The sequence below is a fragment of the Brucella pseudintermedia genome (genome assembly GCF_008932435.1).
GTDB classification, from domain to species: domain Bacteria; phylum Pseudomonadota; class Alphaproteobacteria; order Rhizobiales; family Rhizobiaceae; genus Brucella; species Brucella pseudintermedia.
This window is the reverse complement of record NZ_WBWE01000003.1, coordinates 176912-203164: the sequence shown is the minus strand read 5'-3', so window position 1 is coordinate 203164 and position 26253 is coordinate 176912. Positions and strand designations below refer to the sequence as shown.

The following is a 26253-nucleotide window of genomic DNA, read 5'->3' as shown; positions in this document are numbered from 1 at the left end:
GCAAATTTGGTTGCATCCGATCATATCAGGCCAGGTCGGAACCGCTGCAATGCACACCAGACGTATTGCCCGCATTGATCCAGGCATCGATCCCACTGGCTGCCGCACGGCCCATCGCGAAACAGGCTGTCAAAAGATAACCGCCGGTTGGCGCTTCCCAATCGATCATTTCCCCGGCAACGAAAACACCGGGAAGCTTCCGCAGCATGTAGTTTCCATCCACTTCATGCCACCGAATACCGCCAGCCGAAGAAATCGCTTCGTCCAGCGGGCGCGGGCGAATAAGTGGAATGGAGAGCGCCTTGATCGCGGTCGCGAGCGCTTTCGGGTTTCTGTCACGTGTAAACTCGGTCACGAGCGCGGCTTTTACACCCGTAAGTCCTGCTGCCTTGCGCAGCAGGTTTCCAAAGCTCAGCTTTGCGTCCTGCCTGGCAATATCGCTTTCCAACCGCTCGAGAGTTCGTCCCGGAACAAGATCAAGCATCAAGAACGTTTTCGCGTTTGTTTGCAGACTGTCGCGCAAGGCTGCGGCATGCGCATAAATGAGGCTTCCCTCCACACCGTCGCGTGTTATCACAAACTCGCCTTGTATCGTGCCAGCATCAGAAGTTGCCGTAACAGACTTGACCGGCGCACCGGCGAAACGCTGGACAAAGAAATCACTCCAGGCAACATCGAAACCACAATTGGCGGGACGGAACGGCGCGATGTCGATCGATTTGCACCGAAATGCATCCATCCAACGTCCATTCGAACCGAGCTTCGGCCAGCTTCCGCCGCCAAAGGCAAACAGCGCAGCGTCGGAGGTTATCACTTCAACCCCGTTCGGGTTTTCAATGCGCAGGCTGTTCCCCTCGAAACCAAGCCAGCGATGCCGGGTAAGAATCCGAACGCCCTGACCTTCCAGACGTTTTACCCAAGCGCGTAAAAGCGGCGACGCCTTCATCGCTTTTGGAAACACACGGCCCGATGAGCCGACAAATGTTTCGGCACCCAATTCATCTGCCCACTTGCGCAACTCAGCCGGCTTGAAGGCCGTCAAAGCTGGCAAAACATGGTCGCTGCTGGCACCGAAGCGTTTCGAGAAGGCGGCGAAATCTTCCGAATGCGTAATGTTCAAACCGGACTTTCCGGCAAGCAGGAACTTGCGGCCAATTGTGGGCATCTGCTCGTAAACCGTCACGCGGTGTCCGAGAGCCGACAGTCTTTCCGCAGCCATCAAACCGGATGGACCGCCTCCGAGAATGGCGATATCGCCCTTCATGTTCTGAGCCAACGGAGCATCAATCCTGCTTCTCCAGCATTTCCTTAACTGTCGTCGCCAATTGTTTGAGCGAGAACGGTTTTGGCAAGAAACCGAACTTGGCATCGGCTGGAAGATTGCGCGCAAAGGCGTCCTCTGCATAACCCGAGACGAAGATGAACTTTATGTCCGGATGCGTCTTGCGCAGTTCACGCAGCAGTGTCGGGCCATCCATTTCAGGCATGACCACATCCGATACGACAATATCGACCTCGCCGCCAAGCTCTTCCATGATTTCGAGCGCTTCGACACCGGACGCCGCTTCATGCACCGTATAGCCGCGCGACTGAAGCGCACGCACACCACCCATGCGGACTGCATCCTCGTCCTCGACCAGAAGAACCGTCGCTGATCCGGAAAGATCGGTGGCTTTCTCCACCTTCTTTTCCTTCACGACGACAGGCGCGTCGTCCGCACGTTTTTCCTCAATGTGACGCGGCAGGAAGATTTTGAACGTGGTGCCCTTTCCGACTTCGGAATCACAATAGATGAAGCCTCCGGTCTGCTTGATGATGCCATAGACCATCGACAGACCGAGGCCGGTGCCCTTACCCACTTCCTTCGTGGTAAAGAACGGTTCAAAAATCTTTTCAAGCACATCCGTCGGTATGCCTGTCCCGGTGTCTTCGACCTCGAAGACCACATAATCGGCCTCCGGCAAGTCGCGATATTGAAGCTTCGCGGCTTCCTGCATCGGCACGTTGCGGGTACGCAGCGTGATCTCGCCGCCTTCAGGCATGGCATCGCGTGCATTTACCGCCAGATTGACCGCGACCTGCTCGAACTGCCCGAGATCGGCCTTGACTGGCCATAGATCGCGACCATGATCGATTTTCAGTTCGATGTCCTTGCCGACAAGGCGGGCCAGAAGCATGCGCAAGTCCGCCAGAACGTCGGTCAGGTCTAGGACTTCGGGACGGAGTGTCTGACGGCGTGAGAACGCCAGCAATTGGCGCACAAGCGAAGCAGCCCGATTGGCGTTCTGCTTGATGTTCATGATGTCCGGGAAAGATGGATCGGACGCGCGATGATTGGTCAGCAGCAAATCCGACGACATGATGATTGCTGTCAGAACGTTATTGAAGTCGTGCGCGATACCGCCTGCAAGCTGGCCGACAGCCTGCATCTTCTGGCTTTGCGCCATCTGGTTTTCAAGGGCCTTCTGCTCGGTCGTCTCGACGGCGGAAATAATCGCGGCTTCTTCGGCGCGCTCGCCACCCAAGTCTGTGACAGGGCTCATATAGAAACGAATGTGCCGCTCCTCGTTGCCCGGAAGCACCGTGTCGACGGGAGAAATGCTCGCCTGTCCAGCGAAAGCAGCGGCAAGCGCCCTGTTGAAAGTCTCGCGGTCGCGCTCATGCACGACGATCTCAAGCTTCGCATTTCCGTCAATCGCATCGCGATCAACCACGGGAGCAAAAATATCCAGGAAACGCGCATTGGTGCGCAATATATGCCCGCCGGAATCAACCGCCGCGATAGCCATCGGAGCCGAATTGAAGAACCGCGTGAAGCGCACTTCGGCAGAGCGCAGCGCCATTGAGGAATCTTCACCCTCCGCACGATCCAGAACGATGGTGCGGCTCGTGCCGCGCGTGCCGTCACGCGCAGCCTGAACCCGGTGGTAGAACCGGACGGCAAGGCTCTGCCCGTTGCGCTTGATGAGATCCAGATCAATGACGGTGTTACGGCTTGTACCGGGTTCGGCTTTCACCGCCTTGATGAGCGCCATTCCACTGCCAGCCACAATATCATTGAGCGTCAACGATCCGGGCGTGAATTGGGTCAGGTCGACGCCGAGCCATTCGGCAAGCGTCGCATTGAGATAGATGATCCGGCCTGAAGGATCAGCCGAGAAGAAGCCGGCCGGAGCATGGTCAAGGTGGTTGATAGCCTCCTGCAGTTCCTGAAAGAAACGCTCCTGCTCGGCACGCTCATCGGAAATATCGGCAATCTGCCACGCGACGAGCGGACTTTTGAATTCCTGCCCCGCTTCGATAGGGCGCGCCTTGATACGATACCAGACTGGCGCCAGCGAACCATGCCCCTCGCGGGAAAGGCCGCCCGAGAGACGCACTTCCTCCTGCGCCGACAGGCCATCGCGCACGGCATTCGTCAGACGGTAAATAGCATCGGATGCAGCTGGTTCCGCCGTCAGCACATTATCGAGCGAGCGAACGCCTTCTGCATTCGCAACGCCGGTCATCATGGCATAAGCCTGATTGGCATAGACGATCTGACCGCGCGCATCTGAAATGACTGTCCCTTCCGGTTGCGAATCCATGAAGGAATGGGCGAGGTCCTGCTCGCCGTTCTTCTGACTGAATTGAATGAGGCCGGTCGCCGCTCCGAAAAGATAGAACACGCCGACCATCGACAGAATGCCCATGAGAACAAGGGCAAATCCATCTCCCAACTGGTCCCGAAACACAAAATAGACGATGGCTGCGACCGTCAGCAATATGCCGACAATCAGCAGGCGAAGGGCGCCGCTGCGATTGCGCTTGGGCATGACGAGCGGTTTCGGGTAGGCGTTGTCCGTCTGTCGCGACATCAAGCCAGTTGCCCTTTCATCTTGCATGGCTGAACCTCAACGGGCATCAAGGTGCCGTGCATCTTTTCGATCAGCCAAGACGTCATTTCAATCATCTGCATATCCGATTTTCTCGAATGCACTTTTCCGCGCGGTTCGGCTATTGCGTGAGATCGCGCAGCCAATGTGTCAGGGTATACCCGATTCGCAGAATGCTTTAATCGGCGAGCAGTACAAGCATTGCTGCACTGAAACGGTGCAAATTGGACTTTTTTGCACTGTTTTGCCTGAGGATCATATATTTCTCGCATTCCCGAGAAACATTCCCAAGGCTTGGAAATTCAACTACTGTATGAACAACGCGATGACGTGGAGCGTCCGGGGAAGCGTAGTCTCCAGTCATCGCAGGTTTTCGCTTATTGTATAAGAGGGTATCCGCATGAAGGAATGGCTGAGCGGCATCGTTGGAGAGAACGCGGCTAATATTGTCGGCTTCGTCCTAATATTTGCGATCATTCTTTGCGGAATTTTCGTTGTTCTCAGTATTATCCGCCGTATCAGCGGCGGTACTTACGTCTCCAACGGGCGTACACGACAACCACGTCTCTCCGTGATGGACGCGGCGGCGGTCGACAGCCGGCGCAAGCTGGTTCTCATTCGCCGCGACGATGTGGAACACCTGCTACTCATCGGCGGACCGACCGACGTGGTGGTGGAGCAGAATATCGTCATGGAAACGCGAGCTCATGCGCGCGTGCAGCCTTCACGGATAGAACCTGAGCACATCGAACGCTTCAAACAGCACGAGGTGCTGGCCAACGAAAAGGCCGAGCGCCCTGCTCTTTCGCTGCAGACACCATCGGCGGACGAAAAGGACGAAGCGATTCAGATCAGTTCCGCAATCGAAGCACCGACTTACCGCAAGCCAGAGCCGGCACGGGAAGAACCGGCCCCACAGGTCGCTACCGCTGTTCGTGTTCCGCCGCAGGCCCCGGCGGTTGCGCCGAACCCGCCGCAACCGCCTGTCGAACCTAAATCTGCTCAACCAGTACCGGCTCGACCGCAACCACGTCCAGCGCCGAATTATCCACCGCAGCCGCGTACGGTGTTGCCGCCCCGCTCCGCGCAGGCACAGCCACAATCGACACGCGCCCACCCAGCCTATCCATTGAGCCAGGTTTCACGCGGCGTGGTGAGCTCAACGTCTTCCGGCGGAGTCGCCGCTGCCGGCGTTGCTGCCACCACGTCCGTTACCTCGGCAAATCTCGGCAGTATCGTTCCCCAGCGTGAAACGACGGTTGCGGATAAATCTCCATCGCTCGACGTAACGGGACCCACGGTGTCCACAACGGCCGCACCGGCGTTCTCCACATCGTCTGAACCGAAGCGTATCGAACCTGAAATTCCGGTAACGGTTTCAAATCCGACGGCGTTAGAAACAATTTCGCCAGAAACGCCCGTGGATGATCTGGCCGACCTCGGCACAGCGTTGCAGGACGCGATCACTGCAGACATCAATTCGCAGAGCTCCCCCCGCGAGGAGAGCAAAGAAGCAGCGCCATTTGATACCGAGTTCTTCGAAAATGAGCTTTTGAGTTCGCTCGATATTTCGGCAACGCACGATACGCCTGAAGACAAGGCAAAGAACGATATCGAGGATGAAATGGAAAAGCTCCTCGGTGAATTGACCAAAGATGGCATTCACAGAAATTGATTTCTGCCGAAGTTGCCGTGATACAAAGAAAATAGGCTGCGGAAACCGCAGCCTATAATTTTCAAACCATTTCAGATCTGGAGCATGTCGAGCAGATCGAATTGGCGCGACGCTCTGTTTTCCAGATGCGCCTTAGTCGTCGCGATAAACTTTCTCTCGACGCTCATGACGCTCTTGCGCTTCGATTGAAAGCGTAGCGATCGGACGCGCATCAAGCCGCTTCAAGCTGATAGGTTCTCCCGTTTCTTCGCAGAAACCGTACGTTCCTTCATCAATACGGCTCAAGGCCGCGTCGATTTTTGAGATCAGTTTGCGCTGTCTGTCGCGAGCTCGCAACTCGATTGCCCGATCCGTTTCGGAGGATGCCCTGTCCGCCAGGTCGGGATGGTTGGCATTTTCCTGCTGCAGCGCCTCAAGCGTTTCGCGCGCTTCTCGCAGAATATCGTTCTTCCACGCGATCAGTTTCGCTCGGAAGTAAGACTTCTGCCGCTCATTCATGAACGGCTCGTCTTCAGTGGGCCTATAGTCAAGGTCAATCAATTCACTCATTCTGAATTACCCCACATCTAGGAGACGCGAGCGGTTATATAGTTCCATAGCAACAAGGACACAACATCAAACAAGCGTACTTCACTACTTTTTAGCGCATCAATTTTGTATGATTATGCATAAAAATAATGCAATACAAACCTCGCCGCGAAAAATTGCTCTTGTCACTTTCAGAATAACTTCAATCCATTGTGGAAAATATCGGTATATTTTCAGTCAAAACCCGTCTCCCCTCGGAAGGGGTTGCCGGAGCTCAAAAATTAGGCAAATGACACCTGTAAATATTGCTGACAGGCCTCAAAAAATCGGGAGAATAGGCAACCAGAGCGTTCATTCCCGCGCAAATTATGGCGAAAAATGGAGGAGAAACAGAGTTTGGAACGTTACAAATGAGTCGGCTACTTCTCCTAAGACACGCAAAAGCTGTGTGGGCCAGACCTGGAATGAAGGACTTCGATCGTCCTCTTGATCCGGAAGGCAAAGCTGAACTCGATCGTCTTTCAAGGATCATGAAGCCAATGGGGCTTTCTCCCGATCTCGTGGTGCTTTCTGGTTCGCGCAGAACGAGAGAAACTGCGCTCGGCATTATCGATCGTCTGGATATCGAGGTCGATACCATTGTCGATGACGCGATCTACAGCGGTGGGCCGGCCGACTATATGCAAGCCATACGCAAACATGGCGATACAGCGACACTGATGCTTGTGGGGCACAATCCCAGCATTGAAGACCTGGCGCTCGCTTTATGTGGCGATGGCAACAAGGATAGCCTCCTGAAACTACGTGCAGGTTTTCCAACCGCCGCAATAGCCAATATCACCTGTCCGGCCCCACTCAGCGAGCTTGAGCGTGGCTCTGCTTATCTGGAAAGCTTCATACTGCCCCGGTAGATTTTCTGCGAAGGCCCCCTCATTCCTTGCCAAGGCCGCTGGGACCACCCTATCTATACGGCTGACAGATCAGTGAAAGCGGCGAGGATTAATTGGCTAAGCTGACAAGTATTGGCGACGAAGCGAAGATCGCACTGGATACGTTAGCAGATCGTGCGACCGGGCTTTTGTCTCCCTCGTTGCGGCTCGGCGTGACCGGTCTGTCGCGAGCCGGAAAGACGGTCTTCATTACGGCTTTCGTCCACAACATGCTGCATGGCGGCAGGCTCCCGATGTTCCAGGCCTATAAGTCGGGCCGTATTTCACGAGCGCTGCTCGAACCGCAGCCGGACGATGCTGTTCCCCGCTTTCAATATGAAGAACATCTGTCGGCATTGATCGATGAGCGTATCTGGCCTGACTCCACCCGCGCTATCTCGCAATTGCGCCTGACTATCGAATATGAATCCGCATCTGCCTGGGGTCGCTGGCTCTCTCCGGGCAAGCTCTCGGTCGACATTGTCGATTATCCGGGCGAATGGCTGCTCGATTTGCCTCTGCTTGGTAAATCCTATGCGCAATTTAGCGCGGACTCCTTTGCTCTGGCTCATGAGCCCACGCACAAGGATCTGGCTCAGGAGTGGATCGCGGAAGCTTCCCTCGCGAAAGCTTCTGAAAAGGCAGATGAACTGACCGCGCAGCGCCTCGCCAGAAGTTTCACCGCCTATTTGCGTGCAGGCAAAGCCGATGAGCGCGCATTATCCACCCTCCCGCCCGGGCGTTTCCTGATGCCAGGGGACCTTGAGGGGTCGCCAGCGCTGACATTCGCGCCGCTTCCCAAACTCAAACCGGACGATCTGAAGACAGGTTCTCTGGGCGCCATGATGGAACGGCGCTATGAAGCTTATAAAACCTACGTAATCAAGCCCTTCTTTCGCGAACATATTGCGCGGCTCGACCGGCAGATCGTGCTTATCGACGCCATGCAGGCGATGAACGCAGGCGGTGCCGTCGTTGCCGATCTGGAACGTGCGCTTACCGACATTCTGTCCTGCTTCCGTCCGGGACGGACAAACCTGCTGACCGGCCTGATCCAGCGCCGTATCGGGCGTATCCTTGTTGCAGCAACCAAGGCCGATCATCTGCACCATGAAAGTCATGACCGTCTGCAAGCCATTGTGCGGCGTCTTGTGGAGCGGGCCATGGAGCGGGCTGATTTTTCCGGCGCGGATATTGATGTTCTCGCAATGGCCGCGGTTCGCGCAACACGGGAGGCGACGGTAGCCCAGGGCAAGGAAACACTTCCAGTCATCGTCGGTACGCCTCTAAAGGGCGAGAAGATCGACGGGGAAGTGTTCGACGGGAAAACAGAAACCGCTATATTTCCCGGAGACTTGCCGAAGAATCCCAATGCGATCTTTGACGAAACTTTTGTGCAGGATGACCCCGCTATCCGGTTCGTCCGTTTTCGTCCGCCTCGACTTGAGCGCACCGCCGAGGGCCTGACGCTTTCTCTGCCTCACATACGGCTGGATCGCGCCTTGCAGTTTTTGATTGGGGATCGTCTCACATGATCGAGAAGACACCGCGTAAACCGGCTTCATTCACTGTGGGCCAACCTGCAAGTCACTCCGAAACAGTCGATGAGGCGCCTCGTCGTCCGCGCGCGGTCCGTAATCTCGAAACAGTTGTCGCACAGCCCGACATTTTCGCTTTGAGCGATGAAGAAGCAGCCGAGCTTGAAATCCTCGACCCGTTATTTGAAGCTCCCGAACGCAAGGGCTGGTCGCTCAGCAAAATATTGTTCGGTGCGCTCGGCATACTTGTTTCATTCGCCGTCGGCATCTGGACCGAAGACCTCATTCGGGCACTCTTTTCACGCGCTGACTGGCTGGGCTGGACCGCCTTGGGCGTCGCAACAATCGCCCTCGCCGCCTTCATTGCCATCGTCGTTCGTGAACTGATTGCATTGCGTCGTCTCGCATCCGTGCAGCATCTCCGCAAGGACGCGGCTGATGCGGCGGAACGTGACGATATGGCGGCAGCCAGAAAAGCTGTCGACGCGCTGCGCTCGATTGCGGCGAGCCTGCCGGAAACTGCGCGGGGACGACAGCTTCTGGACGGTCTGACTGACGATATTATAGACGGGCGGAACCTGATCCAGCTTACTGAAACGGAAATTCTCCGCCCTCTCGACCGCGAGGCGCGCGCACTCATTTTGAATGCGTCCAAACGCGTTTCGATTGTCACAGCCATCAGCCCGCGCGCGCTGGTCGATATTGGATATGTCATTTTTGAATCCGCCCGCCTGATACGCCGGCTTTCACAACTCTACGGCGGTCGTCCCGGGACATTGGGCTTCCTGAAACTCGCCCGGAGGGTCATCGCCCATCTTGCAGTAACAGGAACGCTGGCCATGGGGGACAGCGTGATCCAGCAACTTGTCGGTCATGGCTTAGCCTCCCGCCTGTCGGCCAAGCTCGGCGAAGGAGTGGTCAACGGGCTCATGACGGCGCGCATTGGAATTGCAGCTATGGATGTGGTGCGTCCCTTCCCGTTCAATGCGGAAAAACGGCCCGGTATCGGCGATTTTATTGGCGATCTTGCGAGGATCAGCGGCGATCGGACCAATAAGAAGCAATCTGAAAAATAGCAGTTTATTTCCGAAGCATTAACCATTCGCGGTGATTATGACGGAAAGAAATCTGCGCCAGAATCGAGCGATCCGGTGTATCGGCACACTCCCCTTCAAACTGTGCCCATTCCATCAATCGGCTTTTGGCGGACCTCGGAATATCCGAAGGTTTGCGGGTGCGACCAGTTTGGTCGTGACATGCTGGAAAACAACGATTAGGAATGACGTCCAATCAAGGCCGTGAATCCGGGACAGAGCTGAATATGAAGAATTGCATCGCCGCCTGCCTGACGCTGCTGCCCGTGTCATTTTCTGCCGCGCCGGTTCTGGCCGCTGACAAAGACAAGCAGTTCTTTCAATCAATCGAAGGCCAATGGTCAGGCCCGGGCGAAATCGTCGCTGGAAAATACAAAGGCACGAAATTTGTCTGTAACCTCGCTGGTTCCACACCGGACGAAAACGTTGGAATGACGCTGGACGGCACATGCCGCGTCGGCGTCTTCTCGCAGCCGATGAAGGCTACCGTCACACGTGTTGGCTCAGCTTATTCCGGCAAGTTCAATGACGGCGCCGAAGGCAAGGGACTCGACGTTACATCGGGTTCGGTCAGCGGGAATAAAGTCGTCTTCGGACTGAACCGCAAACAGCTCAATGGCGCAATGCTGGCGCGCATCTCCGATCCGAACACGATGAACGTCACGGTTTCTGTTCGCGTTGACAAGGAGCTGGTTCCGGTCATCGGCATGAATCTGAAGCGCGTCGATAATATCGCTGTCGGCAGCATCGCCAAGAACTGAGCTGAACCTATTCGCGCCACCAGCCCGCATCCGTGCGGGCTTTTTCAATTCCGGATTGTTCGATCCCGGCATTCCAGTCCGCAACCGTCTTGCCTGCGATTTCAAGGGACGGCGCGATATCGTTCAGCGGCACGAGAACGAAAGCCCGCTCGTGCATACGTGGATGCGGCAGCTCCAAAGCAGCATCCGACATAATGACAGCGCGTCCCGCCTCATCCTGCATGGTCAATATATCGATATCGATAATGCGCGGTCCCCACCTCTCCAGCCTGACGCGTTTTAACGAGCGTTCAACATCGAGACAGACTGCGATCAACTCCAAAGGCTGCAATGAAGTTTCAACTTCAGCGCAGGCATTGTGAAACCATGCCTGGTCCGTCTTGCCCCATGGCGGCGTGCGATAAACCGCAGAAACGGCGATGACATGCGTGTCGGCCCGTTCGTCCAGTGTGCGCAAAGCTTTGCCCATCGAAGCGACTGGATCGTCGATATTTCCACCAAGCCCCAGCCAGGCGCGATAAGATTCGTCCGTGTTCACTCCGGGTAAACCACAGTCACTTCAACATGGTCCAGCACGCCCGGTACAGGCGCGTTCGGCTTGCGTACCGTGATTTCCGCACGCTTGACCTGGGGAAACCTGGCGGCCAGTGCTTTTGCAACGTCGAGAGCAAGTGTTTCGATCAGATAACGCTGCCGTCCCGTGATAATGTCCTGAATGACGGCGAATGCGATGCCGTAATGCACCGTGCCGTCGATATCGTCGTTCTCCAGCGCCGTGCCCGGATCGACATCAAGAATGGCATCGACATAAAATCGCTGGCCGAGCTTGTGCTCTTCATCGAAAACGCCGTGGTGCGCGAAAAACGCGCAATTCATCATTCGGATCGTATACACGGCTTCACTTTCTATTTTCGCTGCGTCTCGATTGCAGGATATCATCTGCAACGGCAAGTGCGTCTCTATTAAAAGCGACATTGTGAACACGGAAGATGTCGGCACCTGCCAAACGCAGTGCAACCGACGTTGCCGCAGTTCCTATATCCCGGTCAAGCGGATTATCCCTTCCCGTCATACCGCCAATAAAACGTTTGCGCGATGTGCCGACCAGCAACGGAAACCCAAGTTTCTGCAGTTCATCCGCTCTGGCCAACAGCGCGATATCCTCATCCTTGTTCTTGCCGAAGCCAAACCCTGGATCGAGCACGATGCGGGATTCTTCAATGCCTGCGTCTTTCGCTATACCCAGAGAGACATTTAGAAACGAGAACTGATCTTCGATGACATCGGGAAGAACGGATCGATCCCTGCTGGTGTGCATGATGACCAAACCTGCGCCGCTCTTTTTGGCGACATGAGCAATTTCCGGTTCGCGCTGGAGTCCCCATACGTCATTGACGATATGTGCTCCGGTATCGACTGCGGCCTGCGCCGTCGCCGCACGGTACGTATCGACGGAGATGATGCAATCGTATTTCTTCACCAGCGCCTCGATCACAGGAACCACGCGTGCAATTTCCGTTTCGGCATCGACGGCAGCGGCTCCGGGACGGGTTGATTCTCCTCCTACATCGATGATGGTCGCTCCATCAGCGAGCATCTGACCTGCCACCTCGACGGCCCTTTCCAACGCGTCGTGTCGGCCGCCATCGGAAAAAGAGTCAGGCGTAACATTCAGTATGCCCATGATAACGGCCTCCTTCCCCACACGGACGCTTCTTCCATGAGCAAGGTGCCATTCTTTCGTCATAGCGAAATGTTCCTGTACCATTCTCCATGCCACTTTTCATTGCAGCGAGGTTGCAACCAACCTCGCCTGAAGTCATTTTGTGAGGGGCGTTATAGTTCTCTTGACGATTGCGTGCCATGCTTGTGGCAGCAAAAAGCGAATTTCTTACTGGTTTTAGAAAGAGGTGCCAGGACATGAATTTGAGAAAGAAGGTTCTGGCTCTCAGCGCAGTTCTTGCCATGGTCGCCCCTCAGGCTGAAGCCGCGTCGATCTTTCGCGAATTCAGCTATTATACCGTAAGCGGCAAAACGGCAGCGGATCTCGATAAGGCTCTTTCTCGCAGTGGCCCTTTCCTCAAGAAAACGGGTCGGCATCACCCGGGCGCCGCTGAAATCCGTTTCGATGCCAAAGTGCGCTACGGACGTGCGCCCGGAAAGGACTGCAAGGTGCAGGATGTCTATGTGAATGTTCACGCGAAAGTCTCCCTGCCCCGCTGGAAGCAACGCCGCAAGGCTACGCCGGAACTCGCGCTAATCTGGGATACGCTGGTGCAGGATATTCGCCGCCATGAAGAAAGCCACATTGTGATCGCCCGAAGCTTTGCCAGCCGCATGGAGCGGGAGATACGCGGCCTGCGCAGCCGTGCTGATTGTGTTGTGCTTCGCGCGGACATAGACAAGGTAACAGCACGTCTCATGGAAGCACATGACAAGGAGCAGCAGCGGTTCGACCGGGTTGAAACCATCAATTTCGAGGATCGTTTCGCGCGCTTGCTGACCTACCGCATGGAGCGCGCCCAGCAGGCTTCCAAATAGCGAACCGAAACTAGCCCAATTCGCGCCGTATGGCTTGCGTCATCAAGGCGGCTTCATGAAATCCTGACAGGATCAGTTTCAGTTTGCCCGGATAATGACAGGCATCCCCGATAGCGTAGACCTTCGGACTTGAAGTTCTGAACGTCTCGGGACTTACAACCAGCATGTTGCCTGTTCTCGATAGCGAGAGCTTTGCAAGCGGGTCAGGACGGATAACTTGCCCATCGCCGGTAAACGCGCCGAGACCCGACGCAATCACCGTGGCACGACCATTGTACTTGTTACCATCACCGGTGGCGACAACCACGCCATTGTCGCCGACCGAGATGCTCTTCGCAGTCTTCTTGAAGTGAAAAACCGGACTGAATGGCTCAATCTGCCTGAGAAGCCGTTCGACAAGCTCCGCGCCCATGATTTCGGGAAAGCCCGGTACATCGTAAATCGGCTTGTCCGCATAAAGCGCCGCGCACTGACCGCCGGGCCGATCACAGGCTTCTATGAGATGGCACTTGAAACCGAAAAGCCCAAGCTGAAAGACGGAAAAGAGTGCGACGGGTCCGCTGCCGATAATGACAATATCATTTTGCGGCTCGCCTCCCATCGCATCCCCATTTCTTTAAAAGCCTAGTTCTGGCGTTCGGGCACCTGCACGACTAGCCCCTCAAGGTCGTCCGACACACGGATCTGACAGGAGAGGCGGGAGGTCGGGCGAACTTCATAGGCGAAGTCCAGCATATCTTCCTCCATCGCGTCCGGCCCGCCAACGGTATCCGCCCAGTCCTCATCAACATAGACATGACAGGTCGCGCAGGCGCAAGCGCCGCCACATTCCGCATCGATGCCGGGAATGCCATTGCGAATGGCAGCCTCCATCACGCTGGACCCGTTGTCCGCCTCGACTTCTGTACGGGTCGCGCCGTCAGCAGATACGAATACGATCTTCGTCATTTTAATTCCTTGAAACGCGTAAATTCGACGCGATCTTTGTCTTTGGCGTTCCCCGCCATTCCGGCATAAAACGCAAATAACCCGAAATCGCAGATACGGCGTTCTGCAAACAGTTTCAACCTTGGTCGCACACTTGTCCGCAACTGCGCCAATATGCCGTGCGCCGATCGAAGATTCTTGCCTGACAAACCTGACAGTCGAGTTCACGAGCGCAAAACTCTCCTTGCCGTCAGCTCAAAGTGCATCATATGATAAAATGCAATAGTGGAGAGGAACAACGGATAGAATCCCGCGTGGACACCACTCAATCACAAGGCGCACTGCGAAAAACCCTACTCGCAAAGCGGGTAATTTTGTTAATAATTTTGCAGTGCTTCTTCGGACAGTCCCAACGGCCCGGATCGATTTCCACAACTTGCTGGTAAATGCCAGAAGCCCGGAAATGTCGAATTTTCACGAATTGAGCCGGTTTCCGTTAACCTTGTATTTAAAGTTTTAGGGATCGGCAAAAGACGCCTATTTCCTTAACAGGCACGAGCCGATACGATGCAAAATGGCGGAGAAAGTTTTGTAACGGCTCTTTCGTGGTCCGGCCGTCACAGTAATGAGTACGAGGTAGGCAAACAATGGCTTCCAAATCCAAGGCACAGAAGCTCGACCTTGAGGTTGAAAAGGCACTGGAACAGGCACTCGATATCGATTTCGGTGACGACCTTGATATCGACATGGAGTTGAGTGCATTCGATGAAGGCTTCTCGGTCGATGATCTGGAGGAGCAGATCTCGCGCGCTGCTGAAGAACTGGTTGCCGAACAGAAGACCAAAACGGCTGAACCGGCGGCTGTGTCCCCGGTGGAAACGGCTGCGAAAGCCGCCACCATCACGACAGCCTCAGTGATCGCAACGCCTGCCGCGCCGCCGGTTCCACCGGTCGTAAAAGCTGCAGGACCAGTTGCGCAAACTGTGGCCAATGCCCAGCCCAAGCCCGCCAACACCTCGAAGACGGCAGAGCCGACGCCCGAACCGGTCAGCAAGCCAGTTTCCGCTGCGACTGTCGCGACCGCCGCCAACGTCGCCTCCTCTACCTTCACGCCGGCAAACGACGATTCCCGCACTGAAAAAGCAATAATCGCAGCTCCGCGCCGCGCGACCGAAAACTCGTCAAAGCTGTTCTGGACCACCACGGCGATCAGTGTGCTTTGGGCTGCTGGCGGCGTCGCGCTGAGCAAGGCCATCAATCCTGATGTCTTCTCGAATATGCAGGCCACCAAGGACTTCTTCACCTCGCCCGCCGGTCTCGGCGTCGTTGCGGGTGTCGCCTTGCCGGTAGCCATGTTCTGGGGATTTGCGCAGCTCGTGAAGCGTGCGCAGGAAATGCATCTGGCTGCACGCAGCATGTCGGAAGCTGCCATGCGGTTGCTCCAGCCGGAAGCGGTTTCCGGCGACCGCGTTTCGACCCTTGGACAGGCTGTGCGTCGCGAAGTCGCCGCCATGAATGAAGGCATCGAGCGCACCCTGGCGCGGGCCGTCGAACTGGAAACGCTTGTTCAGTCGGAAGTCAACCAGCTGGAACGCGCCTATAGCGACAATGAAGTTCGCATTCGTTCGTTGGTGAGCGATCTTGGCAATGAGCGTGAAGCTGTTGTCAGTCATGCCGAGCGCGTGCGTTCTTCGATCTCCGGTGCGCACGAACAGCTCAAGGAAGAACTATCGAGCGCTTCCAACATCATCCGCGACAACGTTCTTTCCGCCTCGCAACAGCTAAGCACCCTGCTCACCGAATCCGGCGAACGCCTGATCGGCAGCATCAATGAAAGCGGCGGCGCCATTGCCGAAGCCATTGAAACCCGGACGGGTGACATTGGCACACGCATCACGACTTCCGGTGAAGCTTTTGCCAACCTGCTCGACACGCGTATCGCGACGCTTGATGAGCAATCCCGCACAGTATCGGACCGTCTGGCCGAAGCGCTGGACGAACGGACGACCGGTATCGCCAATCTGCTCGGCGGCGCAACGCAGTCCATGGTCAGCGAATTCGACACTCGCCTTGCCAACCTCGAAAGCACGCTTTCCGAGCGCGGCCGGTCGCTTCTGTCCGAATTTGAAGCCCGCGCGCACGCCCTTGACAGCAGCACTGAAAAACTCAATGCGGCGCTTGAAACCCGTTCTCGCCAGATTAACGAAAATCTCATCGCACGCACCCGCGAAATCGCAGAGACCTTCTCCAGCGGTCGCGCTTCGCTGAGCACGATGATCGACGAAACCAAGACCAAGATCGGCGAAGATCTGACATCTATCGGCGATAGCGTCGGCAACATTCTTAGCGAAAAGGCTGACGCCTTTGCGGGCAAGCTTGCTGAAAGCCGCGATGTTCTCGCTGCGTCGCTGGAAGGTGAAACTGAACGCGTTTCAGCCGTTATCCGCGGTCACGCGGACACGCTTGCGGCACGTACGAGTGACATCGAAAACGCCGTCAACGCCAGTGCCTCGGCGCTCAATTCTGTTGCCGACAATCACGCCGCAATTCTGGATGAGAGAACCCGCGCGCTACGCCAGTCGATGGAAAGTCACTCTGCGCTGCTCGATGCGAGCTTTGCAGATCACAGCCGCTCGCTCGAAGAACGCGCCACCGCGCTCCATGGCATTATCGCGGGCAACCAGGCAATGCTTGCTCAATTGATGGACGAGCGCGCAGCCGCAATGCGGGATAACTTCAATGAAAATCGCGAAGTTCTCGCCCGTACCTTCGACGAACGCGTAAACTCGCTTCAGGCACTTATCGCAGACAATCAGGACACGCTCGCGCGTATGCTTGATGAGCGTGCCAGCAGCATGAACGCGTCCATTGGCGCCAGCCGCGACACGTTCGTCGCTGCATTGGGCGAGCATATCCGCCTGGTCGAAGAACGCACCAGCGGCCTGCATACCGTCCTGAATGATCACAACAATGCCCTGTCCGGCATTCTTGACGGTCATGAGCGCACGATTGAAACCCGTGCCGCCGAAATCCGCTCGACGCTGAGCGAAAGCACCGCCTCCCTAAGCCAGACCCTTCAGGATCACAGCGATATTCTGGAACAGCGCACGGCCAATCTGCACAATGCAATTGCCGACAGCAGCTCCGCTATCAGCCGCGCTTTTGAAGGCCAGACCGGCATTATCGAAGAACGTACCCAGACGATGGAAAAGGCGCTCACGATCGGCGTCGACAATGTCCGTCGGGCACTGGAACAAAGCGCGGGCATCGTTGCAGGCACACTGCGTGAGAAGATCGGTGAAGCGGCAAGCACGCTTTCGGCGGAAGCCGCCAAGGCCGGTGAAGCTCTGGATGGCTTCGGCGAAGCATTCAGCGCTCGCCTGATCGACAACCTGTCCGGCACGGAAGCCCGTCTCGGTGACCGCGCCGACGCGATTGCCGGTCGTCTTGGAGAGATCGAAAGCCGTCTGACCGGTGAGCTTGGCTCTATCGAGGCCCGCATTGCCAACACGGCCAGCAGAACAAGCGAAACGCTTGCCGGCCATAGCGAAGCCTTTGCCGCCAGCGTCGCCGACAATCTGGCCGGGACGGAGAGCCGTCTGAACGAACGCGCTAATGCTATCGCGAGCGGTCTTGAAGCGATCGAAAACCGCCTCACCAGCGAGCTCGGCGCGATTGAGGCCCGTATCGCAGACACGGCGTCCAAAACAAGCGAAACGCTCGCAGGTCACAGCGAATCCTTCTCGGCCAGCGTCGCCGATAATCTCGCCGGCACCGAAACCCGTCTTGCGGAACGCGCCGATGCAATCGCTACCCGTCTGGGTGACATCGGCTCGCGTATCACGATGGAACTCGGCTCCGTCGAGGCACGAATCGCACAGGTGACCGATACAACTGCGGTTACGCTGGAGGAACGCACACGCGAGCTCAATGCCGTTCTTGCTGCCCGTTCGCAGGAAATCACTAAAATCCTCAACGATACAGCAGAGCCGCTTGTACAGCGACTGGCCGATAGCGGTCGCGGGCTGGCGCAACAGCTTGAAGAAGCTACCCATGCCGCAACCGACAGACTTCGTTCGGAAAATGCCGCTCTGGTCAATGCACTTGCAAGCCGGACTGCGGAAACGATTGCGGCTGTCCAGCAAGCCAAAACCGGGCTTTCCGATAATGTCAGCGAGCTGATCGACCGTCTTGCCGCATCGAACGGCGAATTGGGCAAACTGATCGACGCGGCAACGCGCAATCTTACCGACATCGATGGTCGCCTTGTCGACACAACATCGAGCTTTGTTGAGAACACCAACCGCGCCGCGCAGATGTTCCAGGCTTCCACGGGCCTGATCGACGGCAATATCGGTACTTTGCGGGCAATATCCGACAGTACATTGTCGCAGATTGCAGACATCGCCGACCGCTTCGAAGAGCATGGAAAAGTTCTCTCCTCAGCTTCCGAAATGATCAGTTCGGCTCAGAACGGTCTCGTCAGCACGCTTGAAGATCGCCATCAGGCACTCGACAAGCTGGCATCCGGCCTGGTCGAGAAGTCAGAAGGCGTGGAAAAGCTCATGCACTCCTTTGAAGAGCTGGTGACCTCTGCATTCCAGCGCGCCGAGGGCCAGACCCGCTCTTCTGCCGAAAAGATGCGCGAAAGCGTTTCGGAAATTGTCGAACAGGCTGCACAGAAATTCTCCGCAGCAACCGACGATATCCGTCGCACCGCAAGCGAAATCCGCAGCGAGCTCAACATGACCCGTGGCGAACTGAAGCGTGGTGTTCTGGACATGCCTGCTGAGGCAAAGGAAACAACGACAGCAATGCGCAAGGCCGTGAGCGAGCAGATCAATGCGCTCAAGGAACTGGCCGAAATCGTCAACAAGTCCGGTCGCCTGGTAGATGTCGGTGAAAGCCGCGCGGACCGTCCGGTCGTGCGCCCTGCTCCGTCCGCAACTCGTCCGGCTCCCGTTCAGGCGCCGGTGGCTCAGGCTGACATTGCTGTCCGCCAACGCGTCGCCGACGCGCCAAAGGCACAGCCCGCATCACCGGTAGCTGCGCAACCAGAAAAGCCGCGTGGCTGGGTATCCGATCTTCTTGCTCGCGCATCCCGTGAGGAAGAAGAAGCCGCGCAGCCCAAGGCACAGCCCACCGCAACGCCTCGTTCGCCAAGTCATGTCGTTGAATCACTGAACTCGCTGTCGGTGGACATTGCCCGCGCTATCGACCATGAAGCTTCTGTGGAACTGTGGGACCGCTACCGCCGCGGCGAACGGAACGTCTTCACCCGTCGCCTTTATACGCTGAAAGGTCAGCAGACCTTTGACGATATCAAGCGCAAATACCAGACGGACGGCGAATTCCGTCGCGCTGTGGATCGCTATATGGACGACTTCCAGCGTCTTCTCGAAGATGTCGCCCGCAACGACCGTGACAATATGGTAACGCGGACCTATCTCACATCGGATACCGGCAAGGTCTACACCATGCTTGCCCATGCTAGCGGACGCCTCCGCTAAAACAGCAATCAGGAAAACGCGGCTTTCGGGCCGCGTTTTTGTTTGTGTGCCATAAACCGATAAGCAGGCTACGCCAATTAATAGAAGAGAGCCGGCGCTTGCCGCCGGCCCTCCTATGAAACAAATTTCTTGGCTTCAGAGCGTCGTTACCGTCCAGGTCACGATTTCGCTGGCGATCCGTTCGAAGGCCGCATCAAGCGCCTTCACATAGGCCGCATTCGTCGCCCCGCCGACGGGAATGACCGTACGGAAAACACGGGTTGCACGAACTTCACCGTTCTTATCGTTCATCAGCCTCACGGCCAGCTCGACAACTGCTAGCTTCGGCGAGGCATAGGCCTGAATGCCGAACATTCGAAGGTCAGTCAGTATCTGATAGTTGATCGCCAGCCCGTCTCCTGGACGGCCAATTCCGCCGAACGCGCCCGTATTCTCATAGGCTTGCACCAGCCGGGACTGCACGATGTTTGTCAGCCTGTCTCCCCATTGTGCTCCCTTCAGATACTCTATGGAACCCGGTGCAGAACTGACAACGATATTCTCGCTATCAAGTGCCTTGAGCGCTGTTGGGGTCGGAACCAGCAATTGGATGTTCTTGCGGCTCGGCGAAGTCACATTGGGTTGGGGTGCCGACAGATTGAACGTGTCGAGCGGCGTTGTCGTTCCGCAGCCGGAAAGCAGCAAACCGAAAAGGATAGACACTGAAGCTGTACGACGAAGAGCACGACGTGATTTCATATCAATAAGACCGGCTTTGGAAATCAATGACGCGTCCTCCCGTCATACCGAGGTACATTTCCCTGACCGCCAAAGATAAGACGCTGAGGATTGCGCTCAAGATCGGTGATGGCTTGTTCTATGCGCTGAATGGAACGGCGGCTGTCCACGACGACCGATTGCACGTCACGCAGTCCCTGTCCGGAAAAACGTTGAAGGTTGTCCGCGATAGGTCCCAGCCGTTTGTCCAGATTGTCCGAGGTCTGTCGGATGGATTCCAGCGTTGCCTTCGCTTGTGCGACGACACCATCCTTGTCGTCGCTCGACAAAAGCTTGTCAGTCTTGGCCAGAATGGCGTCGACGCGCACAGACGCAGCGTTCAAGCGAGCCATCATGTCCTTGGCGTCTGTAACGATCTGACTGATATTTCCCGTATTCTCACCAAGCTCCTGAATGATATCCGCATTCTTCGCCAGAGCGTCGGTGAATGTCTTCGTGTTGTTGATCGTATCCGTAAGCGGCCCGCGGGCATCCTTCACAAAACCTTCCAACTGTCCCAACACGGAATTCGCTCTTGCCGCGATGTCCTGTGCCGTGGCGAGAAGATTATTGATCGAGGATGGATCGGCGTCGATACGGGCAACCGTCTCGCCCTTCTCGGCTTCTGTCAGCAGATTGGGTTCATCGAGACGACCGCCCTTCAACTCGATATAAGCCAGTCCCGTCAGCCCCTGGAACCCAAGGGTAGCCGTAGTCGAGCGGGTAATCGGCGTTGTCGCGTTGACCCGCGTTTTAACAATCACCATTTCGGGATTGGTGGGATCGAGATGCAGTGCCCGAACATCACCAACCTTGATACCGTTGAACAGGACCTGACTTCCAATTGAAAGGCCGGTAACGGAGCCCGGAATACGAACATCGAGTTCCAGAGAATCGCGTGCTTCTCCGAAACGGGCAATCCAGAACACGAAAGCGAAAGCCAATAGGCTGACCATAAGCGTGAACACACCCACCAGTACGTAATTGGCTTTAGTTTCCATATTTTATCCAGTCTGCAAGCGGCTGCCAGGCCGCCGTCTCGTTGGCGCCGACGGATCGATCTGGCGCGCGCGCTTGCCCCGAAAATAGGATTTAACCCACGGATCGTCCACCGTCAGCATGTCTTCAATGGTGCCACTGACGAGCACTTTCTTGCCCCCAAGAACAGCAATCCGGTCGCAAATCGCAAAAAGGCTGTCGAGATCATGGGTGACCATATAAACGGTCAGCCCCATCGTATCCCGCAGATTGGCAATCAGGTCATCGAAATCGGCCGCTCCAATGGGATCGAGTCCGGAGGTCGGTTCATCAAGAAAGAGAATGTCGGGGTCCAAGGCCAGCGCACGTGCCAGCGCAGCGCGTTTGATCATGCCGCCGGAAAGTTCGGACGGAAACTTTTCTGCCGTGTCCGGCTTCAGGCCAACCAAGTCGATCTTCAATCGCGCCAGCTCGTCCATCAGCTTCGGAGAAAGATCGAGATATTCGCGCATCGGAACCTGAATATTTTCAAGAACATTCAATGCGGAAAACAACGCCCCATGCTGAAATAGAACGCCCATACGCATATCAATGGACATCTTTTCCAGCTCGTTCAACTGATCGATATTGCGACCCAATATCTCGATCTCGCCGGATTGCTTTTTATTGAGACCAAGAATGGTTCGCATCAGAACGGACTTACCCGAACCGGAAGGACCGATAAAACCGAGAACCTCCCCCCTGTAAATCTCAAGGGATAATTTATCGAGCACCGTTTGACGTCCGAACGAAACCGTCACGTCGCGCACCGAGATCATCGGCACGGTCGTCTGGCGAATATCTTCATCCTGCGGTTGCGACCCGTGGTCGATGCCGTTCTCCATAATCATCCTTTAGCTGAGCTTGGCTTCAGACAGAACCTTTGAACACGATCGAGGGGTCAATTTTCTGTGCAACTGTGTCCCAAAGAGCCCATTAAAAACAAAGAACAATAAGCTGCATCTAAAAATTAATGGCTGCATAAAACATCGCGAACAAACCATCCACGACAATAACCACGAAAATTGCCTTCACGACCGACGCCGTAACACGACGACCAAGCGATTCCGCACTGCCTCCGACCTTCATTCCTTCTACCGAAGCGAGAATCCCGATAATCATGGCCATGAACGGCGCCTTGATAAGGCCTGCAAAATAAGTGTTCAGCGCGACCGCATCGTGCAACCGGCTGATAAAAGCATCAGGTGAAATATTGGAATAGAACCAGGCGACGCCGCCAGCGCCGATCAGCGCAGCGAGATCGGAAATAATGGTAAGCAATGGCAGGACCAGGACCAACGCCACCAACCGTGGAAAGACCAGAACACCCACCGGATTGAGACCGATAACCGTCAGGGCGTCGGTCTCTTCACGCATCTTCATGGAGCCGATTTCGGCTGTGATGGCGCTTCCTGAGCGCCCCGCAATCATAATCGCCGTCAGAAGCACGCCAAGTTCACGCAATACCAGAATACCGACCAGATCGACGACAAAAATCTCTGCGCCGAAGTACCGCAACTGAAACGCACCCTGCTGGGCAATGATTGCACCAACAATCGTCGACATCAGGATGATGATGGGAATCGCACCGACGCCCATGCGGTCCATCTGCGTGACAATTGCTGCGAAGGGAATGCCGCTGCCGCGCCCATATTTCAACTGGGCTCCCCGGATGGTGGCCCCAAGAATGTGCATCGCCATCTTAAAGTCACTGCCAACGGAAACCACGCCGCCGCCAAGCGCGGCCAGAAATGAAACGAGGAAGAACGGTTTTTTCTGACGAGGAATGTCCAGGGTGCGCTCGACGGCCTGACCTACTTCCTCCATCAAGGGAAGCCAGGATTGTCGCACGCCTTCCAGTTGCACATCCACTTTCTGTGCGACTAGGCGCTGCCGCAGGCGTTCTATCAGCCAAGCACCTGCCGTATCGAGACTGGAAACGGCAGAAATATCAATAATCGTTGTTTCTTTCTGATCCGCCTTCTCAAGGCCACGCATCTTGTCATCGACAAGATTGACGCTTTGCGAAACCCAGCGACCATTCATCTGGATATGGCGCACGCCGTCGCGCTCCACCAGATCAATCTTCGGCGCAGAGTTGTCGGCAGCTCTTGCTTTGTCGGCAGTGTCGGTCAACATGGCCTACCTCATATACGAGTCGCTGAACGACCGAAATACTGCGTCCCAGAGGGCATCTCTATGCACAATACCTTGAATATCACTGTAGAACGCTATCCCATCGCCGGAAAATTCACAATCTCCCGAGGCTCAAAGACGGAGGCCGCGGTTGTTGTGTGTGCGATCAGCAACGGTTCTCATCAAGGACGTGGCGAATGCGTACCTTATGCACGCTACGGCGAAAGCATCGAAAGCGTGAGCGCACAAATCGAGGCCGCCCGCTCCGCAATCGAGAACGGCGCAACGCGCCAGGATATTCAAATACTGATTCCCGCAGGCGCTGCCCGCAATGCAGTCGATTGCGCCCTATGGGATCTCGAAGCAAAGCAATCGGGCAAAAGCGTTGCCGATATGCTCGGCATACCGCCTCGCCCGCTTGAAACGGCAATCACCGTTTCGCTCGGCACGCCTTCCGAAATGGCGGAATCGGCTGCGAAGGTCGCACATTATCCTCTTATCAAAGTGAAAATGGGCGGCGAAAACGATATCGAAAAAATCCGCGCCGTCACAAATGCAGCGCCCAACAGCCGCATTATCATCGACGCGAACGAGGGATGGACAGCAGATAACATTGTCGAGAACATGCGCGCCGCAGCTGACGCGGGCGTCGTTCTCATTGAGCAACCCCTGCCAGCCGATAATGATCACATCCTCAGTCAAATCGATCGCCCCGTCATTATCTGCGCCGATGAGAGCGTTCACACCTCGGTTGGTCTTGAGGAACTGGCCAAGCGCTATGACGCCGTGAATATCAAGCTCGATAAAGCGGGCGGATTGACCGAAGGCCTCATCATGCGGGACAAGGCGATTAACCTCGGGCTTCAGGTCATGGTCGGCTGCATGGTCGGCACGTCGCTCGGCATGGCGCCCGCTGTCCTGCTTGCCCAAAAAGCCAATGTGGTTGATCTCGACGGACCATTGCTTCTGGCCCAGGATCGCAATCCCGGCTTGCGCTATGAAGGCGCTCTGGTCTATCCGCCGGACGCTGCCGTCTGGGGCTGACCTGCGCGTTGATAGCTCTCGCTCCCTGTTCCATTGACCGGAGCGAGCGCACCTTCAAAGATATCGGCGCAGGCATCCCAGGTGAATTGTTTGAGCACTTGTGCAGGTTCAAACGGCTTCATTTCCAGGGCAGCCAGACATGCCTTTCCGAGGTCTTCGGAAAGAACGCCTGCGCCGGTGACGCCGACAACATCTCGTGATCCGGGAACCGGATAGGCTGCGACTGGCAGGCCGGAAGCAATCGCCTCCAGCAAAACGAGGCCGAATGTATCTGTTCGGCTAGGAAAGACAAACACGTCGGCTGCGGCATAAGTCTTGGCCAGCGCTTCACCTTCTCGTTTCCCCACGAACACCGCTTCCGGAAACTGCGCCTTTAGATCATCAAGGGACGGGCCATCTCCGACAATCAGCTTTGTGCCGGGCAGGTCGAGCTCCAGAAACGCAGGCAGGTTCTTTTCGGTGGCGACCCGTCCCACACAGATAAACACCGGCCGCGGCAACTCCTTCGGCACTTCGGATCGAGGGTAGAACAATGTTCGATCGACGCCGCGCGTCCAGAGTTCCAGCTTCGTAAAACCACGGGCCTTGAGGTCATCAAGTATGGATTGGGTGGGCACCAGCGTATTCGCTGCCGCGTTGTGGAAACGCCGAAGAAATGCGTAGGTCCAGCGCGGAGGGACAGGAAAGCGCTCCTGCAGATATTCAGGAAATCGTGTGTGAAAACTGGTCGTGAAGGACCATCCCATCTTCATACAGGCACGCCGCGCCATAAATCCAAGTGGGCCTTCCGTTGCAATATGCACGAAATCTGGCCGCATGGCTTTTAGGCGCTTTTTGAGCGCGCCCGGCGTCGTCATGGCCAGCCGGATTTCGGGGTATGTCGGACAGGGCACGGACCTGTAGTCCAGCGGGGAAATAACTGCAACGTTATATCCCCGCTCGCTCATCAGATCGCGGCACTTGGTCAACGTGCGCACGACGCCGTTGACTTGAGGGTGCCAGGCGTCGGTGACGATGACGATTTTCTTCATCGGCGGAGGTTCGCCAATCCGCGAGCGGGGCGCGGCAGTGGAATGACCCTGCCCTCATCACGCTCTTCGCTGTCGAAATGGACGCGTCCTGTTGTCGGACGGCGGTCACGGCGTTCGGTCCATTCGATGAGTTCCATCCGACCGTCGAAATGTTCGATCACGGCCGTGCAGCTTTCCACCCAGTCGCCGGTATTGATGTATTCGACGCCATTCATGCTTTCGATTGTCGCATGATGAATATGACCGCAGATCACCCCGTCAACACCAATTCGCTGCGCTTCTTCAGAAACCACATTCTCGAACTGGCCGATAAAGTTAACCGCCTTTTTGACCCGGAATTTCGCCCAGGCCGAAAATGACCAGTAGCGTAAGCCGAAAAGCGAGCGGATACGGCTCATGACCGTGTTTATCCAGATCGCGGTGTCGTATGCCCAATCGCCCAAATAAGCGATGAAGCGAGCATTGCGAACAACAACATCGAACTGGTCACCATGGATAACCAGAAACTTGCGACCATCCGCCGTCTCGTGAATGGCGCGGTTCATCACTTCGATGCCGCCGAAATGCGTTCCTTGGAAATTTCGTAGAAATTCGTCGTGATTGCCTGCGATATAGATGATATTCGCACCCTTGCGGCTCTTGCGGAGCAGCTTCTGGACCACATCATTATGTTCCTGCGGCCAATGCCAATTGCGCCGCAGACGCCAACCATCGACGATATCGCCCACAAGGTAGATCGTCTCTGCTTCGTGGTAACGGAGGAAATCCAGAAGCAGTTCGGCCTGTGCGGCTTTTGAACCGAGATGCACATCCGAAATGAAAAGCGTTCGGAGTTTTCTGGGCTGCGGAACATCAGCGCTCATTTGGTTGTCCCCTTCAATGGCAACCTGA

Annotated in this window: 22 protein-coding genes; 8 read left to right on the top strand and 14 right to left on the bottom strand. The window is 56.0% G+C overall.

Annotated features, from left to right (window positions below):
• Positions 1 to 25: 25 nt before the first annotated feature.
• A complete protein-coding gene (locus tag F9K78_RS05515) occupies positions 26 to 1264 on the bottom strand; it encodes a TIGR03862 family flavoprotein (protein WP_121983182.1) in 1239 nt (412 codons plus the stop codon).
• Between the two features lie 19 nt (positions 1265 to 1283).
• On the bottom strand, positions 1284 to 3857 hold the full coding sequence (cckA, locus tag F9K78_RS05510) for a cell cycle histidine kinase CckA (protein WP_121983183.1): 2574 nt from the start codon (positions 3855 to 3857) through the stop codon (positions 1284 to 1286).
• Positions 3858 to 4275: 418 nt separating this feature from the next.
• On the opposite strand from cckA, the gene F9K78_RS05505 reads away from it, so the two are divergent.
• The gene (locus F9K78_RS05505) at positions 4276 to 5550 is read left to right on the top strand and encodes a flagellar biosynthetic protein FliO (protein ID WP_121983184.1); all 1275 of its coding nucleotides are present in this window, start codon (positions 4276 to 4278) and stop codon (positions 5548 to 5550) included.
• 132 nt (positions 5551 to 5682) lie between these two features.
• Here F9K78_RS05505 and dksA read toward each other — a convergent pair whose 3' ends face one another.
• Positions 5683 to 6099, bottom strand: a complete 417-nt coding sequence (gene dksA / locus F9K78_RS05500; protein ID WP_006466858.1) for an RNA polymerase-binding protein DksA — start codon at positions 6097 to 6099, stop codon at positions 5683 to 5685.
• A 389-nt stretch (positions 6100 to 6488) separates the two neighbouring features.
• Here dksA and F9K78_RS05495 point away from each other — a divergent pair, with 389 nt between their 5' ends.
• From F9K78_RS05495 to F9K78_RS05480, 4 genes are all read left to right on the top strand, one after another.
• Positions 6489 to 6989, top strand: coding sequence for a SixA phosphatase family protein (locus tag F9K78_RS05495; RefSeq protein WP_121983185.1), 501 nt, complete (start codon positions 6489 to 6491; stop codon positions 6987 to 6989).
• Positions 6990 to 7081: 92 nt separating this feature from the next.
• Positions 7082 to 8542, top strand: a complete 1461-nt coding sequence (locus F9K78_RS05490) for a YcjX family GTP-binding protein (RefSeq protein ID WP_121986540.1) — start codon at positions 7082 to 7084, stop codon at positions 8540 to 8542.
• Entirely contained in the window at positions 8539 to 9621 is a 1083-nt protein-coding gene (locus F9K78_RS05485) for a YcjF family protein (protein ID WP_121983187.1), read from the top strand. The genes F9K78_RS05490 and F9K78_RS05485 overlap by 4 nt, the downstream gene beginning before the upstream one ends.
• A gap of 245 nt (positions 9622 to 9866) precedes the next feature.
• Positions 9867 to 10400, top strand: coding sequence for a hypothetical protein (locus tag F9K78_RS05480; RefSeq protein ID WP_121983268.1), 534 nt, complete (start codon positions 9867 to 9869; stop codon positions 10398 to 10400).
• A 7-nt stretch (positions 10401 to 10407) separates the two neighbouring features.
• On the opposite strand, the gene folK is transcribed toward F9K78_RS05480, so the two are convergent.
• From folK to folP, 3 genes are all read right to left on the bottom strand, one after another.
• Complete coding sequence (gene folK / locus F9K78_RS05475) at positions 10408 to 10869, bottom strand: 2-amino-4-hydroxy-6-hydroxymethyldihydropteridine diphosphokinase (protein ID WP_286167944.1); 462 nt, start codon at positions 10867 to 10869, stop codon at positions 10408 to 10410.
• Positions 10870 to 10934: 65 nt separating this feature from the next.
• Positions 10935 to 11294: a dihydroneopterin aldolase gene (gene folB / locus F9K78_RS05470; protein WP_121983189.1), complete on the bottom strand. Its 360-nt coding sequence runs from the start codon at positions 11292 to 11294 to the stop codon at positions 10935 to 10937.
• Positions 11295 to 11298: 4 nt separating this feature from the next.
• On the bottom strand, positions 11299 to 12147 hold the full coding sequence (gene folP / locus F9K78_RS05465) for a dihydropteroate synthase (RefSeq protein ID WP_121986545.1): 849 nt from the start codon (positions 12145 to 12147) through the stop codon (positions 11299 to 11301).
• Positions 12148 to 12320: 173 nt separating this feature from the next.
• Here folP and F9K78_RS05460 point away from each other — a divergent pair, with 173 nt between their 5' ends.
• Positions 12321 to 12941, top strand: coding sequence for a DUF922 domain-containing Zn-dependent protease (locus tag F9K78_RS05460; protein ID WP_121983190.1), 621 nt, complete (start codon positions 12321 to 12323; stop codon positions 12939 to 12941).
• A 10-nt stretch (positions 12942 to 12951) separates the two neighbouring features.
• On the opposite strand, the gene F9K78_RS05455 is transcribed toward F9K78_RS05460, so the two are convergent.
• Both F9K78_RS05455 and F9K78_RS05450 read right to left on the bottom strand, forming a co-directional pair.
• Positions 12952 to 13542, bottom strand: a complete 591-nt coding sequence (locus F9K78_RS05455; protein WP_121983191.1) for an NAD(P)/FAD-dependent oxidoreductase — start codon at positions 13540 to 13542, stop codon at positions 12952 to 12954.
• Between the two features lie 23 nt (positions 13543 to 13565).
• Positions 13566 to 13889 carry a 2Fe-2S iron-sulfur cluster-binding protein gene (locus F9K78_RS05450; protein WP_121983192.1) on the bottom strand — a complete coding sequence of 108 codons (324 nt, stop codon included), beginning with the start codon at positions 13887 to 13889 and terminating at the stop codon, positions 13566 to 13568.
• A gap of 626 nt (positions 13890 to 14515) precedes the next feature.
• Between F9K78_RS05450 and F9K78_RS05445 the strand changes: the two genes are divergently transcribed.
• Positions 14516 to 19378: an apolipoprotein A-IV repeat region-like domain-containing protein gene (locus F9K78_RS05445; protein ID WP_121983193.1), complete on the top strand. Its 4863-nt coding sequence runs from the start codon at positions 14516 to 14518 to the stop codon at positions 19376 to 19378.
• Positions 19379 to 19513: 135 nt separating this feature from the next.
• On the opposite strand, the gene F9K78_RS05440 is transcribed toward F9K78_RS05445, so the two are convergent.
• The 4 genes from F9K78_RS05440 to F9K78_RS05425 all read right to left on the bottom strand — a co-directional run bounded on the left by F9K78_RS05440 (position 19514) and on the right by F9K78_RS05425 (position 23290).
• Entirely contained in the window at positions 19514 to 20116 is a 603-nt protein-coding gene (locus tag F9K78_RS05440; RefSeq protein ID WP_412842089.1) for an ABC-type transport auxiliary lipoprotein family protein, read from the bottom strand.
• A gap of 23 nt (positions 20117 to 20139) precedes the next feature.
• Positions 20140 to 21135, bottom strand: coding sequence for an MlaD family protein (locus tag F9K78_RS05435; protein WP_121983195.1), 996 nt, complete (start codon positions 21133 to 21135; stop codon positions 20140 to 20142).
• A gap of 3 nt (positions 21136 to 21138) precedes the next feature.
• Entirely contained in the window at positions 21139 to 22002 is an 864-nt protein-coding gene (locus tag F9K78_RS05430) for an ABC transporter ATP-binding protein (protein ID WP_174813516.1), read from the bottom strand.
• A 112-nt stretch (positions 22003 to 22114) separates the two neighbouring features.
• On the bottom strand, positions 22115 to 23290 hold the full coding sequence (locus F9K78_RS05425; RefSeq protein WP_121983196.1) for an ABC transporter permease: 1176 nt from the start codon (positions 23288 to 23290) through the stop codon (positions 22115 to 22117).
• Positions 23291 to 23350: 60 nt separating this feature from the next.
• On the opposite strand from F9K78_RS05425, the gene dgcA reads away from it, so the two are divergent.
• A complete protein-coding gene (gene dgcA, locus F9K78_RS05420; RefSeq protein ID WP_121983197.1) occupies positions 23351 to 24331 on the top strand; it encodes an N-acetyl-D-Glu racemase DgcA in 981 nt (326 codons plus the stop codon).
• On the opposite strand, the gene F9K78_RS05415 is transcribed toward dgcA, so the two are convergent.
• Both F9K78_RS05415 and F9K78_RS05410 read right to left on the bottom strand, forming a co-directional pair.
• Positions 24301 to 25362 carry a glycosyltransferase family 4 protein gene (locus F9K78_RS05415; protein WP_121983198.1) on the bottom strand — a complete coding sequence of 354 codons (1062 nt, stop codon included), beginning with the start codon at positions 25360 to 25362 and terminating at the stop codon, positions 24301 to 24303. The genes dgcA and F9K78_RS05415 overlap by 31 nt on opposite strands.
• Positions 25359 to 26225 (bottom strand): UDP-2,3-diacylglucosamine diphosphatase, encoded by an 867-nt coding sequence (locus tag F9K78_RS05410; protein WP_121983199.1) that lies wholly within the window; start codon positions 26223 to 26225, stop codon positions 25359 to 25361. Before F9K78_RS05410 ends, F9K78_RS05415 begins: the two co-directional genes overlap by 4 nt.
• Between the last annotated feature and the right edge of the window lie 28 nt (positions 26226 to 26253).

What these genes read in the sequence shown, in the direction of transcription:
- dgcA (WP_121983197.1), top strand. Translation starts at nt 23,351, where the DNA reads ATGCACAATACCTTGAATATCACTGTAGAACGCTATCCCATCGCCGGA.
- F9K78_RS05410 (WP_121983199.1), bottom strand. Translation starts at nt 26,225, where the DNA reads ATGAGCGCTGATGTTCCGCAGCCCAGAAAACTCCGAACGCTTTTCATT.
- F9K78_RS05505 (WP_121983184.1), top strand. Translation starts at nt 4,276, where the DNA reads ATGAAGGAATGGCTGAGCGGCATCGTTGGAGAGAACGCGGCTAATATT.
- F9K78_RS05430 (WP_174813516.1), bottom strand. Translation starts at nt 22,002, where the DNA reads ATGATTATGGAGAACGGCATCGACCACGGGTCGCAACCGCAGGATGAA.
- F9K78_RS05480 (WP_121983268.1), top strand. Translation starts at nt 9,867, where the DNA reads ATGAAGAATTGCATCGCCGCCTGCCTGACGCTGCTGCCCGTGTCATTT.
- F9K78_RS05455 (WP_121983191.1), bottom strand. Translation starts at nt 13,542, where the DNA reads ATGGGAGGCGAGCCGCAAAATGATATTGTCATTATCGGCAGCGGACCC.
- dksA (WP_006466858.1), bottom strand. Translation starts at nt 6,099, where the DNA reads ATGAGTGAATTGATTGACCTTGACTATAGGCCCACTGAAGACGAGCCG.
- F9K78_RS05460 (WP_121983190.1), top strand. Translation starts at nt 12,321, where the DNA reads ATGAATTTGAGAAAGAAGGTTCTGGCTCTCAGCGCAGTTCTTGCCATG.
- F9K78_RS05450 (WP_121983192.1), bottom strand. Translation starts at nt 13,889, where the DNA reads ATGACGAAGATCGTATTCGTATCTGCTGACGGCGCGACCCGTACAGAA.
- F9K78_RS05445 (WP_121983193.1), top strand. Translation starts at nt 14,516, where the DNA reads ATGGCTTCCAAATCCAAGGCACAGAAGCTCGACCTTGAGGTTGAAAAG.
- folK (WP_286167944.1), bottom strand. Translation starts at nt 10,869, where the DNA reads ATGGGCAAAGCTTTGCGCACACTGGACGAACGGGCCGACACGCATGTC.
- cckA (WP_121983183.1), bottom strand. Translation starts at nt 3,857, where the DNA reads ATGTCGCGACAGACGGACAACGCCTACCCGAAACCGCTCGTCATGCCC.
- F9K78_RS05415 (WP_121983198.1), bottom strand. Translation starts at nt 25,362, where the DNA reads ATGAAGAAAATCGTCATCGTCACCGACGCCTGGCACCCTCAAGTCAAC.
- F9K78_RS05485 (WP_121983187.1), top strand. Translation starts at nt 8,539, where the DNA reads ATGATCGAGAAGACACCGCGTAAACCGGCTTCATTCACTGTGGGCCAA.
- F9K78_RS05495 (WP_121983185.1), top strand. Translation starts at nt 6,489, where the DNA reads ATGAGTCGGCTACTTCTCCTAAGACACGCAAAAGCTGTGTGGGCCAGA.
- F9K78_RS05515 (WP_121983182.1), bottom strand. Translation starts at nt 1,264, where the DNA reads ATGAAGGGCGATATCGCCATTCTCGGAGGCGGTCCATCCGGTTTGATG.
- F9K78_RS05440 (WP_412842089.1), bottom strand. Translation starts at nt 20,116, where the DNA reads ATGAAATCACGTCGTGCTCTTCGTCGTACAGCTTCAGTGTCTATCCTT.
- folP (WP_121986545.1), bottom strand. Translation starts at nt 12,147, where the DNA reads ATGACGAAAGAATGGCACCTTGCTCATGGAAGAAGCGTCCGTGTGGGG.
- F9K78_RS05425 (WP_121983196.1), bottom strand. Translation starts at nt 23,290, where the DNA reads ATGTTGACCGACACTGCCGACAAAGCAAGAGCTGCCGACAACTCTGCG.
- F9K78_RS05435 (WP_121983195.1), bottom strand. Translation starts at nt 21,135, where the DNA reads ATGGAAACTAAAGCCAATTACGTACTGGTGGGTGTGTTCACGCTTATG.